The organism is Tractidigestivibacter sp. (assembly GCF_057241865.1).
Map to the genome: position 1 here is coordinate 1 of NZ_DBHHPX010000001.1, position 14,963 is coordinate 14,963.

The 14,963-nt window shown below is 62.5% G+C and carries 10 protein-coding genes and 3 tRNA genes; 8 read left to right on the forward strand and 5 right to left on the reverse strand.

All coding sequences use genetic code 11. The annotated features are described in order from the left end of the window. Positions 1–47: 47 nt before the first annotated feature. Positions 48–281 carry a helix-turn-helix domain-containing protein gene (locus tag ACO59D_RS00005; protein ID WP_485125242.1) on the reverse strand — a complete coding sequence of 78 codons (234 nt, stop codon included), beginning with the start codon at positions 279–281 and terminating at the stop codon, positions 48–50. Positions 282–611: 330 nt separating this feature from the next. Between ACO59D_RS00005 and ACO59D_RS00010 the strand changes: the two genes are divergently transcribed. Both ACO59D_RS00010 and ptsP read left to right on the forward strand, forming a co-directional pair. Then, entirely contained in the window at positions 612–1,649 is a 1,038-nt protein-coding gene (locus ACO59D_RS00010) for a 1-phosphofructokinase family hexose kinase (protein ID WP_485125243.1), read from the forward strand. Between the two features lie 92 nt (positions 1,650–1,741). Further along, on the forward strand, positions 1,742–3,445 hold the full coding sequence (gene ptsP, locus ACO59D_RS00015) for a phosphoenolpyruvate--protein phosphotransferase (protein WP_485125244.1): 1,704 nt from the start codon (positions 1,742–1,744) through the stop codon (positions 3,443–3,445). A gap of 108 nt (positions 3,446–3,553) precedes the next feature. Here the strand turns inward: ptsP and ACO59D_RS00020 are convergent, their stop codons facing one another. Together ACO59D_RS00020 and ACO59D_RS00025 are read right to left on the reverse strand one after the other, a co-directional pair. Further along, complete coding sequence (locus ACO59D_RS00020) at positions 3,554–4,483, reverse strand: diacylglycerol/lipid kinase family protein (RefSeq protein WP_485125245.1); 930 nt, start codon at positions 4,481–4,483, stop codon at positions 3,554–3,556. Positions 4,484–4,665: 182 nt separating this feature from the next. After that, a tRNA-Gly gene (locus tag ACO59D_RS00025) sits at positions 4,666–4,741 on the reverse strand. A gap of 179 nt (positions 4,742–4,920) precedes the next feature. Between ACO59D_RS00025 and ACO59D_RS00030 the strand changes: the two genes are divergently transcribed. Further along, complete coding sequence (locus ACO59D_RS00030) at positions 4,921–5,517, forward strand: uracil-DNA glycosylase family protein (RefSeq protein ID WP_485125246.1); 597 nt, start codon at positions 4,921–4,923, stop codon at positions 5,515–5,517. A gap of 25 nt (positions 5,518–5,542) precedes the next feature. On the opposite strand, the gene ACO59D_RS00035 is transcribed toward ACO59D_RS00030, so the two are convergent. After that, the gene (locus ACO59D_RS00035) at positions 5,543–6,223 is read right to left on the reverse strand and encodes a Crp/Fnr family transcriptional regulator (RefSeq protein ID WP_485125247.1); all 681 of its coding nucleotides are present in this window, start codon (positions 6,221–6,223) and stop codon (positions 5,543–5,545) included. Positions 6,224–6,326: 103 nt separating this feature from the next. On the opposite strand from ACO59D_RS00035, the gene hcp reads away from it, so the two are divergent. Beyond that, positions 6,327–7,919: a hydroxylamine reductase gene (gene hcp, locus ACO59D_RS00040; RefSeq protein WP_485125248.1), complete on the forward strand. Its 1,593-nt coding sequence runs from the start codon at positions 6,327–6,329 to the stop codon at positions 7,917–7,919. Positions 7,920–8,006: 87 nt separating this feature from the next. On the opposite strand, the gene ACO59D_RS00045 is transcribed toward hcp, so the two are convergent. After that, positions 8,007–8,083 (reverse strand) — tRNA-Pro (locus ACO59D_RS00045). A gap of 233 nt (positions 8,084–8,316) precedes the next feature. Between ACO59D_RS00045 and gdhA the strand changes: the two genes are divergently transcribed. From gdhA to ACO59D_RS00065, 4 genes are all read left to right on the forward strand, one after another. Continuing rightward, the gene (gene gdhA / locus ACO59D_RS00050; RefSeq protein WP_485125249.1) at positions 8,317–9,648 is read left to right on the forward strand and encodes an NADP-specific glutamate dehydrogenase; all 1,332 of its coding nucleotides are present in this window, start codon (positions 8,317–8,319) and stop codon (positions 9,646–9,648) included. A 458-nt stretch (positions 9,649–10,106) separates the two neighbouring features. Continuing rightward, positions 10,107–11,360, forward strand: coding sequence for a glutamine-hydrolyzing carbamoyl-phosphate synthase small subunit (gene carA, locus ACO59D_RS00055; protein WP_485125250.1), 1,254 nt, complete (start codon positions 10,107–10,109; stop codon positions 11,358–11,360). Further along, entirely contained in the window at positions 11,361–14,570 is a 3,210-nt protein-coding gene (gene carB / locus ACO59D_RS00060) for a carbamoyl-phosphate synthase large subunit (RefSeq protein ID WP_485125251.1), read from the forward strand. A 283-nt stretch (positions 14,571–14,853) separates the two neighbouring features. Then, positions 14,854–14,940: transfer RNA gene (locus ACO59D_RS00065), tRNA-Leu, on the forward strand. Positions 14,941–14,963: the final 23 nt, after the last annotated feature.

Genomic DNA, 14,963 nt, shown 5'->3' on the forward strand with positions numbered 1-14,963 from the left:
ACGGTGGTCAGTTTTCCGTGCGACATCCGCGCAGTTCCTATTGAAATTCAACACCTTCGGGCGCGGGCTCCCCGGCCCTCGGCCTTGGGCGCCACCACGAACCGGTGCGCGGCGGCCTCGTTCGACACGGTGGAGGGCGCCCTCCCGAGCTCCGCGGCTATCGCCCGGCGGCTCGCCCCCCTGTCGAGCATCAGCTCGATCGTGCTCCTCTCATGGCGCGCGAGCCTCGCGTAGGCCCTCCCGCCCGCCTTCCCCCTCTTCCCGCCATTCTTCTTCGGCATGTCCACCTCCTCGGTCTCGGGCCGGCGTCTCCGGCCACCGGGGAGGATGGTTCCCGGACCCAGCGCCACACGTTGCGCTGGGTCCGGGAGTCCGTCCGGTTCGTTTCGATGAAGTTGGGAATCTACGCCTCCCACCAAACTGCGAAAGCCGTTCGTCATGACCTCGTTTTGTAGGTGGGTGTAGGGTCTCGATACGGTACACTTTGGATGTACGCTGCACCGGCGCAGGCGCTGCATGGGTTTGGCGGGGTGAGAACGATTTCACCTCCCTTGCCGTCCGATTGCGGCATACTGTACCTAGCCGAGGTAACCTGCTGGAAGGAGCTTCCGTTGATCTACACGATGACCCTGAACCCCGCGCTCGACTACGTCATGCACCCTCTTACACTGGACATGGGTTACACCAACCGGTCCTCGAACGAGGAGCTCTACTGCGGAGGCAACGGCATCAACATCTCCACCCTGCTCAACGAGCTCAACGTGGTGAACGTTGCCATGGGCATTGTCGCTGGCTTCACTGGCGACTATCTCATCAACGAGCTACAGGATGCCGGCATCGCAAGCAACTTCGTTAAGCTCGGCCGCGGCTATACCCGCATCAACGTCAAGCTCAACGGCATCGTTATGACCATGGTTAACGGCATGGGCCCCAAGATCCCCAAAAAGAAGGTTGACGAGCTTCTCGATCGCATGGACGTCCTCCAGACAGGGGACACCCTCGTCCTCACCGGGTCCATTCCCAACTCGCTGCCTGAGGACATGTATAACGTCATCATGGCTAAACTCGCCGGCCGTGGCATCCAGTTTGTGGTCGATGCCCCTGGCCAGCTTCTCATGGAGTCAATCAAGGCCCACCCCTTCCTCATCAAGCCCAACAACCACGAGGTCGGCCGCATCTTCAAGGCAGATCCCATGCCCGAGACCCCCGAGGACTGTCTGCCCTATGCAAAGAAGCTTCAGGACGGCGGTGCCCGTAACGTCATCATCTCCTGTGGCGGCAGTGGCTCGCTGCTGCTCGACGAGTACGGGACCGAGCATATGGTGCCCACGGCGCGCGTGCGCCTGGTAAACGCCACCGGCGCTGGCGACTCCATGGTTGCTGGCTTCCTTGCCAAGGCTACCCGTGGCATGGACTACGAGAACGCCCTCATCTACGCTTCGGCATGCGGTACTGCTACTGCGGCGAGCAAGGGCATTGCCAAGCGCTCGACCATCGACCGCGTCGTTACCGCCCTCTACAAGAAGATGGGTCGCGAAATGCCTGCAAGCATCGCCGATGACATCAAAATCGAAAGGGCACGCGTCGAGGCCCAGGATCTCGCCGCCGATGGGAGCGATGACATGAAGGACTCTTCCGATGACGAATGACGCGCTAGACTGTGTTCGGCTCTTCGGCGCCCCCGCGGGGCGCCTGGCATTCCGGGAGATGGCCGTGTTGCGGCCTGTTAAGGGGGATTGCAATGTATGAGGGAGTAAATGCATCTGATGGTGTCGGCATAGGCGTTGCCCGCGTCGCTGTTGAGCCGGACCTCTCGTTTACGCCGCACGTACCGGAGGATCCGGAGGCCGAGAAGGCCCGCTATGGCGCTGCCGTCGAGAAGTTCGTCCAGCAGACCAATGCTCAGATCGAGCGCATGAAGAAGACGGTGGGTGAGGACGCCGCCGCCATCATGGGCGCCCACATTGAGTTCGCCGAGGACGAGGGCATCCGTGAGATGGTCACTGGTTCCATCGATTCCGGCATGTGCGCCGAGCAGGCTGTAAGCGAGGCCTATGGCACGTTCTACACCATGTACGCCAACATGGACGACGAGCTCTTTCGTGAGCGCGCCTCCGACGTGGCTGATGTTAAGACCGGCCTTCTCGCCGACCTTCTCGGCAAGGAGGTCGTCGACCTCTCCACCCTGCCGGAGAACTCCATTGTCGTGGTGCGCGAGCTCACGCCATCCATGACTGCCGACATCGACAAGGAGAACGTCGCGGGCATCGTTACCGAGACCGGTGGCCGCACCTCCCACTCTGCCATCATAGCCCGTGCTCTCGAGATTCCCGCGGTCCTCTCCGTTGCGGATGCCACGGTCAGCATCAAGACCGGCGACATGGTCGTCGTCGACGGCACCAATGGCAAGGTCATCTGCCAGCCGTCCAACCACGACCTCGAGCACTACCGCTCCAAGGCCAAGGCGTACGCCGAGGAGCGAGCCGCCCTTGAGGCGTACCGTGGGCGTGAGACCGTGACCGGTGATGGTGATGGGAAGCTCCTTGTCGCCAACATCGGCAATCCCGATGACGCCAACGCTGCCCTCGAGCACGATGCCGAGGGCGTCGGCCTCTTCCGCTCCGAGTTCCTGTTCATGGACGCCAAGGAGCTCCCTAGCGAGGACGAGCAGTTCTCCGCATACCAGAAGGTCGCCCTCCGCATGAAGGACAAGCCGGTCATCATCCGTACGCTTGATGTGGGCGGCGACAAGGAGATCCCCTACCTGCACCTGCAGAAGGAGGAAAACCCCTTCATGGGCTTCCGCGCGGTGCGCTACTGCCTGAACAACCCCGACCAGTACAAGGTCCAGCTTACGGCTTTGCTGCGCGCGTCCGCGTTCGGTGACATCAAGATCATGCTTCCGCTCGTCACGACCATCGACGAGGTCCGCCAGGCAAAGGCCCTCATTGAGGAGTGCAAGCGCGACCTTGACGAGCGCGGCGTGGCCTACAACAAGGACATCCAGGTCGGCACCATGATCGAGACGCCTGCCGCCTCGCTCATCGCCGACGACCTTGCCGCCGAGTGCGACTTCTTCTCCATTGGCACCAACGACCTTATCGGCTACACCATGTGTGCCGACCGCGGCAACGACCGCGTTGGTTACCTTTACCAGGTCTACCAGCCGGCAGTCCTCCGTTCGCTCAAGCGCATCATCTCCGAGGGCAACAAGGCCGGCATCATGGTTGGCATGTGCGGCGAGGCTGCGGCAGACCCGCTTCTCATCCCCATCCTCGTGTCCTTCGGCCTGGACGAATACTCCGTCTCCGCGCCGTCGATCCTGCGCACCAGGAGGATCCTCTCCCTCTGGACTAAGGAGGAGGCCGACGCCTTGGCCGAGAAGGTCATGACCCTCAAGACCGCGACCGAGGTCAAGGCCATGCTTCAGGTCGCCGCAAAGTAGGGGAGTGCCGGTTCTCCCGGTTTTCGGCAAGAGCTAAATTGAGCCTCCGATGTGGCGTTGGGCTGCGTCGGAGGTTCTTCTTGTGGCCGCGCGCTGCCACGTATGGGACTATGGGACGATGACCCGCAGCGCCTTGGGAACAACATCTACCTCGAAGTGCATCCCACAGAGCTCCTCTCCGTCCACCTGGCATGGGGGCTGGGTCTCGAAGTCCATCGTTGCGTGAGAGAAGCGAAGCAGGTTCACGCAGCTCGAGTTTGTGTGGCTGCCAAACCGGGCAAGGCCGAGCAGCGCGAGCAGCCATGGTCGGCTTGGAATCTTGACGTTGTAGCACACGTCGAGAAGGCCATCTGTGGGGTCTGCCGCGGGGCAGACGGCAAAGCCGCCGCCATAGGTTGGCCCCACCTGCACGGCGAAGATTATGGTCGGAAGCGTTACCTCGGGATTCTCGTCAAAACGAGCGCGGCAGGTCCAGCCATTGGATCCCTCGGAGAAGATGCGGATGCCCGATGTGATGAAGAGCCCCTCGCCATGCTGGGAGGTTGTCTCCTCGGCACGCCGGCGCACGGTATCCAGTGCGATGGCCGCGTCCATCCCAAAGGAGAGCGTCTCCGTGAAGTACACGCCGTTCACGCGCCCGACCTCGAGCGGCGTGACGTGGCCGCGGACGATCTGGGCAACGGCGCGGGAGGGGTCGTTTATCGCCATTCCAAGGGTACGCGCGTAGTCGTTGCCGGAACCCATGGGAATGATGCCAAGCTGCGGACGGTCGTCGGCGTCACGCTCCATGAGTCCGTTTGCGACTTCGTGGATGACGCCGTCTCCGCCGAGGGCGAGAACCGTGTCGAAGCCTTTCGCCTCCCGGGCGAGATTCCGCGCGTCTCTCGCTGACTTTGTGAGAATGAGCTCGTGGGAGGTTGTGGCATCTCGATATGCATCAAGGAAGCGCTGGACAAACGCAGCGCCTTCTGCGCCCTGGCCGCGGTTGGCGGTGGGGTTGGCGATAACGAGCGTGCGGCCGAGCGGAGACGTACCCACGCGAAACCTCCCTTATTGTTGCTGCCGCCCCATTGTATGGTATGAGGATCGCCTCGGGTTGGCTTGGACCTTGTCTGGTGCCCCGTGCGAATTGAAGTTCCAAAAAGGGTTCCAAACAGGCCCCATAACCGAGAGCCAACCGAAAAAAGGCCACGGTACCAAGCCCGTGACCTGTAGTCTCATGGAGCGGCGGACGGGACTCGAACCCGCAACAATCAGCTTGGAAGGCTGACGCTCTACCAATTGAACTACCGCCGCGAAGCAATGGAGAGTATACAACAAGTTTTACGGCTGCAATGCCGGGGTCGCATCACCCGCAATGCCTCGACGCCCCCTCTCCGCCCGATGCCTGCCTCTGTATTCGTTGTGTCTGCAACACCTATGCGTCTCCACCTGTGGCACAGTATGCTTAGGAAACGTTGGCAGGAGGCTCTCCCATGGCAGATGCGTATATGGGCTTCGATGAGATTTACCAGGCAATTCGAGCAGACGAGCAGAACCGGGACTACACGCAACGCGGCATTGACCCGCTCTATACGGCGTCGTCCACATCCCGTCTGGTGATCATTGGCCAGGCTCCCGGCAGGGTCGCCCAGGAGACGCGCATGCCGTGGAACGACAAGAGCGGGGATCGCCTGCGCGAATGGCTGGGAATCGACCGAGCAACCTTCTACGACCCCTCCGCCGTGGCGCTTCTCCCCATGGACTTCTACTATCCCGGCAAGGGTAAGTCCGGTGACCTCCCGCCTCGCCAAGGCTTTGCCGAGAAGTGGCATCCCGCCCTTCTCGCCATGATGCCCCAAGTGAGGCTCACCGTGCTGGTTGGGTCCTATGCCACGCGACGCTACCTGCAGCTTCCGTCTTCGGCAAAGCTCACGGACGTGGTCCACGACTGCGCAGACTACCTGCCGCGATTTTTCCCGCTTGTCCACCCGTCGCCTAGGAACCGGCTCTGGATGAGCAGGAACCCTTGGTTTGAGACGGACGTTCTCCCACGTCTCCGCAACGAGGTTGCCGCCGCATTGCGCAAATAGGGGTAACCCTGGGCTGCCAGGGCCACTATCTTCCGGTCACATCAGGAAGCAAGAAATGCCGGCGGCTGGCTGTGAGCTTTCCCTCTCGCTCGAGCTCGCCAATTACCGAGCAGAGCGCGCAACGGTCTACGCCCAGGTAGTCGGCCAGCTGCTGCCGTGTGAAGGGGATGTCGAACTCGTGCGATCCCGCGAGCTTCGATTGCGTCGAGAGGTAGGCGAGGAGCTTGCCCTTTATCGACTTTGGGGCAGCGTCGCGAATCCTGCGCGCAAGGAGCACGTTCTTTCGAGCCACAGACGCCAGGAGGTTCTCGGCCACCTGTGCGTGGTAGGGGCAGGCCCTCGGGCAGCTGTGCGTGATGTGCGCCACGTCAATAAAGAGCACTCGCGTCGGCGACGTTGTTGCCACCACATTCGTGAGCAGCGGCTCTTCCGGGAGGGCGGCAAACGCCTCGCCAAAGAGCTCGCCTGCGGAGAAGCTCCCCATCACGCTTGCATTGCCCCATACGTCGGCACCCTCGACGCGCACGCCGCCTTCGAGGATGATGCCCACGCTTGCGACGGGGCTTCCCTCAACCCATATGAGGTCGCCCTTGGCATAGGACTTCTGACACGCCGAAAGGCACCCAAGCATCTCGGTGGCCTCTTCGGGCGTGACGCCTTGGAAGAGGTTCGTCTTGCACAGGAACTCGGGATCTACTCCGCGCATGTCGCACCCCATTTGTTTGGAACTGTTGTGACCACAACATACCACTTTCCGGGAGACTCGCACACTGATACTCAACGAACTGCCAAAGGAGAGAGGAAAACACATGGACGAGAAGATGTTCTGCTTCCAGTGCGAGCAGACCGCGGCGTGCACGGCATGCACCGGCAAGGCTGGCGTGTGCGGCAAGCCCTTTGATGTCGCGCTTGCCCAAGATGAGCTTACGGGCGCGCTTGTGGGGCTCGCCTGCACCTGCAAGCTGGCCGGAACCCGCAGCCAGCTGGCCGACAAGCTCATGGTCAGCGGACTCTTCACCTGCGTCACCAACGTCAACTTCTCCAAGGACACCGTCGACGCAATCACGCAGGACGTGCGCGCCGAGAAGGAGCGCATTGCCGCGGCAGCCGGCATCGAGGCCGCCCAGGACCTGCTCCTCGGCCGCGTCTGGACGGACGATGAGGACGTGCGCTCGCTGAAGTCGCTCACCCTCTTCGGGCTTCGTGGGGCCGCTGCCTATGCATACCACGCCCGCATGCTTGGGTCTGTGAGCGACGAGGCGCAGCAGGCCTTTGTCGACTGCCTCGCCACCCTTGCTACCGAGAGCGACCTCAAGGCGCTTCTCGGCGTGTCCATGCAGGTTGGAAAGCTCAGCCACGACGTGATGGGCCTGCTTGACGCAGCCAACACCGGCGCCTATGGCATGCCCGAGCCCACCGAGGTCTCCCTCAAGATCAAGAAGGGCCCCTTCATCGTCATCTCCGGCCACGACCTTCATGACCTCAAGCTGCTCCTCGAGCAGACCGAGGGCACGGGCGTCAACGTCTACACGCACGGCGAGATGCTGCCCGCCAACGCGTATCCCGAGCTCAAGCGCTATCCGCAGCTCAAGGGCAACTTCGGCACGGCATGGCAGAACCAGCAGAAGGAGTTCGCCAACGTGCCGGCGGCCTTCGTGTTCACCACGAACTGCCTCATGCCGCCCCGCCCCAGCTATGCGGACCGCGTCTTCACGACCGAGGTCGTCTCCTATCCCGAGCTCGTGCACATCCCCGCAGCTCCCGATGGGACGAAGGACTTCACGCCAGTCATCAAGAAGGCGAAGGAGCTTGGCGGCTACGACGAGGACGTGCAGCTCACGGGCATCAACGGCGGCACCAAGGTCGTGACCGGTTTCGCGCGCGCGGCGGTGCTCTCGGTTGCCGACAAGGTCGTTGACGCCGTCAAGGCCGGCGACATCAAGCACTTCATCCTCGTTGGCGGCTGCGACGGCGCCAAGCCAGGCCGCAACTACTATACCAATCTCGTCAAGCAGGCTCCCAAGGACACGGTCATCCTCACCCTTGCCTGCGGCAAGTACCGCTTCAACGACCTTGACCTCGGCGACATCAACGGCATCCCCAGGCTTCTCGACATCGGCCAGTGCAATGACGCGTACAGCGCCGTCGAGATCGCCCTTGCGCTTGCGGATGCCTTTGGGTGCGGAGTCAACGATCTCCCGCTGTCCATTGTGCTTTCCTGGTACGAGCAGAAGGCCGTGGCAGACCTGCTCGCCCTTCTCTACCTTGGCATCAAGAACATCAAGCTTGGGCCGACGCTCCCTGCCTTCATGAGCCCTGCCGTCCTCGACGTCCTGGTGCGCGAGTATGGCATTGCGCCCATCGCCACGCCCGAAGAGGACCTCGCTGCTCTTCTCGGCTAGGGAGCTTCTTGGTGAGGACGAGGGCATAGGGACGAGACATACGAGAGGGGCCAGGCGAAGTCTTCTGCCTGGCCCCTTGGCTTCCCATGGTCGGGGCGACTGGATTCGAACCAGCGACCCTCTGCTCCCAAAGCAGATGCGCTACCAAGCTGCGCTACGCCCCGAACGTAATGCAGTATAGGGTAGTTCTGCTGCCGCTTCAACGTCTCCTGCCGTCTGAGGCGGCTCTGTGGGCTTTATGGACGGCGTTAGGTTTCCCATACATTTCCATCGCGATTCGAGCGTGAAATCGCTCGTGCTCATTTCTCTCCTAACCCTATGATGTTGGAAGTTAGGCGCGTTCGGGGAATCCCGTGCCATTGGATTGGGTCTAAAGGATCAAGGAATAGGGGTTTACATGACGTATTCCGAAAGAGTCATCGCAGAGCTTGAGGAGCGCTACTCCGACCAGCCAGAGTTCATCCAGGCTGCAAAGGAGGTCCTGACCACCCTCCAGCCCGCGCTTGATGCGCATCCCGAGTATGAGCGCGCTGCCCTTCTCGAGCGTCTTGTTGAGCCCGAGCGCGTCGTGATGTTCCGCGTGCCTTGGGTGGATGACGAGGGCAAGGTGCAGGTGAACCGCGGCTACCGCGTCGAGTTCAACTCTGCCATCGGTCCCTACAAGGGTGGCCTGCGCCTGCACCCATCCGTAAACCTCTCGATCCTCAAGTTCCTGGGCTTCGAGCAGGTCTTCAAGAACTCCCTCACCACGCTGCCCATGGGCGGTGGCAAGGGTGGCTCCGACTTCGACCCCAAGGGCAAGTCCGACCGCGAGGTCATGGCGTTCTGCCAGAGCTTCATGACCGAGCTCTGCCGCCACATCGGTCCCGACACCGACGTCCCCGCCGGCGACATCGGCACGGGCGCGCGCGAGATCGGCTACCTCTTTGGCCAGTACAAGCGCATCCGCAACCAGTGGAGCGGCGTGCTCACGGGCAAGGGCCTCTCCTACGGCGGCTCGCTGGCGCGCACTGAGGCCACGGGCTACGGTGCCGTGTACTTCCTTACGCACATGCTGGCTGACAAGAACGATCGGCTTGCAGGCAAGACCGTGCTGGTCTCCGGTGCGGGCAACGTGGCCCAGTACGCCATCCAGAAGGCGGAGTCCCTTGGCGCCAAGGTAGTCACGGTGTCCGACTCCAACGGTTACGTATACGATCCCGATGGCATCGACTTTGACACGCTGGTCGAGGTCAAGCAGGCACGCCGTGGCCGTGTGAGCGAATACGCTGCCGTGCGTCCCAACGCTGTGTATCACGAAGGCGAGCGTCCCTGGGGCGAGAAGGGTGACGTGGCCATGCCCTGCGCCACGCAGAACGAGCTCGGCCTCGACGACGCCAAGAAGCTCGTTGCCAACGGCGTTCGCTACGTCGTGGAGGGTGCCAACATGCCTACCACGCGCGATGCGACAGACTACTTCCTGGACAACGGCGTGTCCTTCGCACCTGGCAAGGCTGCGAACGCCGGTGGCGTCGCGGTTTCTGGCCTCGAGATGAGCCAGAACCATGAGCACCTCAGCTGGACGTTCGATGAGGTTGACGGCAAGCTCCAGGGCATCATGAGCGACATTTACCGCGCGGCCAGCTCTGCTGCCAAGGAGTACGGCCACGAGGGCAACCTCGTCTTTGGAGCCAACATCGCGGGCTTCCTCAAGGTCGCCGACGCGATGATGGCCCAGGGCGTGTGCTAGCCTGCGGCCTTCTCTGCTTGCGGCCCTCCCGCGCTATGCGCTGGAGGGCCGTTTTGCTTGGGTGCGATTTCCGCTCGGAGCCCTTGTCTCGTGGCTTTTCGACGGTTAGCTTTTTTCGAACGCTTAAGCCCGGCTATACGTTCGGAATCTACGTGTAGTGCTCACCTGTGTCTCCAGCTCGTCCACATCCGCTGGGTTCCAGACACACTGTTTGGATACCATACACATATTCATAATTGTGGCAGACCGCCGGGGATTGTTGCAGACTTGTTGATTCCAATTCCCGAAACATGCATGCCCCGTATACTTGCTAGGACCTTTAACGAGCGGTACGAGATACCGAGAAGGCGTCCATAGCGCAGATACCGGCTCAGCCTCTCGGGAGCACGCGCACCCTGCGCGCGGCTCCTTTTTTCGGCGCATGTCGGCTGTGCTGCACGCGGAAAGGCGGTGTAGCTGTGAACCTCTTGGTCGACGGCGGCAGGCATCGGGAGGCCCTCCTGGCCCTTGAGGACGGGACAGCCCTCGAGGGCCGAAGTGTTGGCGCGGAGGGCGAGACCTTCGGCGAGATCGTGTTCAATACATCCATGGTGGGCTACCAGGAGATTGTGAGCGACCCGTCCTATGCGGGCCAGATTGTCACCTTCACCTATCCCCAGCTGGGCAACTACGGCGTGAACGAGAAGGACATGCAGGCAGACAGGCTGCACCTCAAGGGCCTTGTGTGCCATGACGCCTGCTACACGCCGAGCAACTGGCAAAGCGTCGTAAGCTTGCCGGACTTTCTCGCCTCCCGTGGCATCGTGGGCATCGAAGGCGTGGACACACGTGCCGTCACGCTGGCCATCCGCGAGGGCGGCGCCATGCGTGCGGCCATCTCGACCACAGACCTTGACCCCGCAAGCCTCGTCCGCCGCGTCCGCGAATCCCCGCGCATCTCCGAGCACAACTACGTTGCCGACGTCTCCTGCGACGAGCCATATCTCGTAAGGGCTGCGGACGAGGCCTGCCACCGCGTGGTGGCCGTCGACTGCGGCGAGAAGGCCGGCATCGTCCGTCGCATGGCCGAGGTGGGCATCGAAGTCGCGGTTGTCCCTTGGGACACCCCTGCCGAGAGGATCCTGGCCATGGAGCCCGATGGCGTCTTCTTCTCCAATGGCCCCGGAGACCCCGACACCGTACCGCTTGTGCCCGAGACCGTCCACGCCATTCTCGGCAAGCTCCCCGTCTTTGGCATCTGCCTGGGCAACCAGATGATTACCCTGGCCACAGGGGCCCGCGTCGAGAAGCTTCCCTACGGGCACCACGGCGGCAACGAACCCGTGATGAACCTCCTCACCGGCAAGGTCGAGATCACGGCGCAGAACCACAACTACGGGCCGGTCTTCTCGACCTTTGGCCCGCTTGTCCCCGAGCTCTCCGGCGGACTCGCCGAGCATCCCGAGAGCCTCCTCACATGGAGTTGCATGCATGTTGCCCCCGTCGCCATGAACGAGCGCTACGGCCGCATTCGCCTCACGCACGTGAACCTCAATGACGGTACGCCCGAGGGCATCCAGTTCCTCGACCTGCCGGCCTTCTCGATGCAATACCACCCCGAGGCCAAGCCCGGCCCCAACGACTCGGCGTACATGTTCGATTCCTTCTCGCGCCTCATGGATGGGCGCGAGGACTACCTTGCCATCGACGTCCGCGAGGGGAGGCGCTTCTAGATGCCCAAGCGCACCGACATCAAGAAGATCCTCATCATTGGCTCTGGCCCCATTGTCATTGGTCAGGCCTGCGAGTTTGACTACTCAGGCACCCAGGCCTGCAAGGCGCTGCGTGATGAGGGCTACGAGGTCGTGCTCGTGAACTCGAACCCCGCCACGATCATGACGGATCCCGAGACCGCAGATCGCACCTACGTTGAGCCCATCACCGCCGCCTCGGTGGCAAAGGTCATCGCCAGGGAGCACCCCGACGCGCTTCTTCCCAACATGGGTGGCCAGACGAGCCTCAACTGCGCCGTTGCGCTGGCTGAGCAGGGCGTGCTCGACAAGTACGGCGTCGAGGTCATCGGCTGCGACATCAAGTCCATCCAGACCGGCGAGGATCGCGAGCTCTTTGCCGAGGCCATGCGTGACATTGGCCTCGAGGTTGCGCGCTCCGAGACTGCGCATACGCTCGAGGAGTGCGAGCGGGCGGCCGAGGACATTGGCTACCCCGTGGTGATCAGGCCTGCCTACACGCTGGGCGGCGCTGGTGGTGGCATGGCATACACCCACGATGACCTGGTGCACATTGCCCGAGAGGGACTTGCGCTCTCGGCCAACTCCGAGGTCCTCATCGAGCAGAGCCTTGAGGGCTGGAAAGAGATCGAGATGGAGGTCATGCGCGACTCCGCTGGCAACGGCATCGTGGTGTGCTCCATCGAGAACCTCGACCCCATGGGAGTGCACACCGGCGACTCCATCACGGTGGCCCCTTGCCAGACGCTCAACGACTTCGAGATGCAGCGCCTGCGCGACTACTCGCTTGCCGTTCTCGAGCGCGTGGGCGTCGCTTGTGGAGGCTCCAACGTGCAGTTTGCCGTGAACCCTAATGACGGCCGCGTTATCGTGATTGAGATGAACCCCCGCGTGAGCCGCTCGTCGGCCCTGGCCTCGAAGGCCACTGGCTTCCCCATAGCCAAGGAGGCGGCGCTTCTCGCCGTGGGCTATACCCTGGACGAGATTACGAACGACATCACACAGGCAACGCCTGCTTGCTTCGAGCCCTCGATTGACTACTGCGTAGTCAAGATCCCACGCTTTGCCTTCGAGAAGTTCAAGGGTGCGGACTCGACCCTCACCACGCGCATGAAGGCCGTGGGCGAGGTCATGGCCATCGGGTCGACCTTCGAAGAGGCACTCCAGAAGGCCATGCGCTCGCTCGAGCAGGGACATGCCGGCCTGGGTGCCGATGGCAATGGCTCCTTTGACGAGGATGCCTTCGAGGAGCGCGTTGCCACGCCGACCCCACAGCGCATCCTCTACGTTGCCGAGGCGCTGCGTCGTGGCTGGGGAGTGGACCGCGTCTTCGAGCTCACACGCATCGACCTCTGGTTCCTGAACCGCATCAACGATATTGTCTCGGCCGAGAAGACCATATCCGAACTGGGGATTGTTGGCCTGGACCACAACCACATGCTTGCGGCCAAGGAACTTGGGTTCTCAGACCGTCAGCTCGCCTTCCTCACGGGAGCGAGCGAGGAGGTCGTGCGTGCCGTGCGCGAGGTTGTGGGTGTGCATCCGCTCGTGAAGACCGTCGACACCTGTGCCGGCGAGTTTGCCGCTCGCACCAGCTACCACTACTTCACCTACGAGGACGGCGGCGCCACCGAGCACACCGAGGCCGAGAAGCCCCGTGTGGTGATCCTCTCGGCGGGCCCCAACCGCATTGGACAGGGCATCGAGTTTGACTACTGCTGTGTCCACGCGGCTTACGCACTCGAGGCCAAGGACTACGAGACGGTCATGGTGAACTGCAACCCCGAGACGGTCTCGACCGACTATGACACGTCCGACCGTCTCTACTTCGAGCCCCTCACATTCGAGGACGTCATGAACGTCATCGAGGTCGAGAGGCCCGTGGGCGTCATCGTGACGCTTGGTGGCCAGACCCCCATCAACCTGGCTGGCCGCCTCAAGGCGGCGGGCGTGCCCATCATGGGCACCCAGCCAGAGGCCATCGACCTGGCCGAGGACCGCGACCGCTTCGCAAGCCTGCTCGACCGCCTGGAGATTGCCTACCCGCCCTCCTCGACGGCCGAGACCATGGAAGACGCAACGGCGGTTGCGCGCCGCATTGGCTACCCGCTGCTCGTGCGTCCGAGCTATGTGCTTGGCGGGCGTGGCATGGCCATCGTCTACGACCACGACGACCTCAGGACCTACATGGAAGAGGCCACGCACGTCTCGCCGGACCACCCCGTCTACCTTGACTCCTTCTTGGAAGACGCCATCGAGCTGGACGTTGACGCCCTCTGCGATGGCACCGAGTGCTACGTGGGGTCGGTTCTCGAGCACATCGAGGAGTGCGGCATCCACTCGGGTGACTCCGCGTGCTGTTGGCCGCCCTTCTCGCTCTCAGACGCTATCGTGAGCCGCGTGCGAGAGATTACCCGGAAGCTTGCGCTCGCGGTGGACATCCATGGTCTACTCAACATCCAGTACGCTGTGCGAGACGAGCAGGTCTTCGTGATCGAGCTCAACCCGCGTGCCAGCCGCACAGTGCCCTTCTCGTCCAAGGCAACGGGCGTGTCGCTTGCCCGCTGCGCCGCTCGCATCATGTCCGGCGAGACCATCGCCCAGCTCGGGCTTCCACCCGAAGACCGGACGCCGAGCCACTATGCGGTGAAGGAGGCCGTCATGCCCTGGAGCCGCTTCCCGGGCGCCGACGTTCACCTGGGACCCGAGATGAAGTCGACCGGCGAGGTCATGGGCATCGACATCACCTTCCCCAAGGCGTACGCCAAGACGCGCGAGGCAATCGACTACGAGATTCCCATGTCCGGCAAGGTCTTTGTCTCCGTGTGCGATCGAGACAAACGCTCCATTGCACCGGTTGCACTGTCGCTGAGCAATCTTGGCTACGGTCTGGTGGCCACGCGCGGTACGGCAAAGACGCTGCGCGCGGCGGGCATCCCGTGCGAGGTCGTGCGACCTATCAGCGAGGGCAGCCCTAACGTGCTCGATATGATGGTGGCGGGGGAGATCGCGTTTCTCATCAACACGCCCCGCGGGGGAAGCTCCCGCGGCGACGGCGCCAAGATCAGAAGCGAGGCCGTGAACCGTGGCGTGGATATGGCAACGACCATGTCTGGAGCCACGGCGCTCATTCAGGCCATCGCCGCACTGCGCAAGGGCCCGCTTGACGCTTTCGCGCTGCAAGATCTGTAGGGGAGTGGGCCCGGGGGCTGGCCGTGAACCGCCGGTTCGCAACACAAACGTCGTCGAATGTGTGACGACCTGTGCGCATCACACATTCGGTGACGTTTGTGTGACAGTTGGCAACACATTCGTCGAATGATGCCGGGGCGAGAGGGGTTGCGGCCAAAATCCGCATGGTATTCTGTCGTCTGCCCGCCCGGGTACGGGTCTCGTGTGCGCGTACCGATTTCTTTCTCGTTTCCTAGGCCAAGACCTGTGCATTTGCTATTATGGCAAGGCTATGTGTGACTATGCGGGCGTGGCGGAACTGGTAGACGCGCTGGATTTAGGTTCCAGTGGGGGAGACCCCGTGAAGGTTCGAGTCCTTTCGCCCGCACCACATGAGCCGCATGCGCAGGAAAC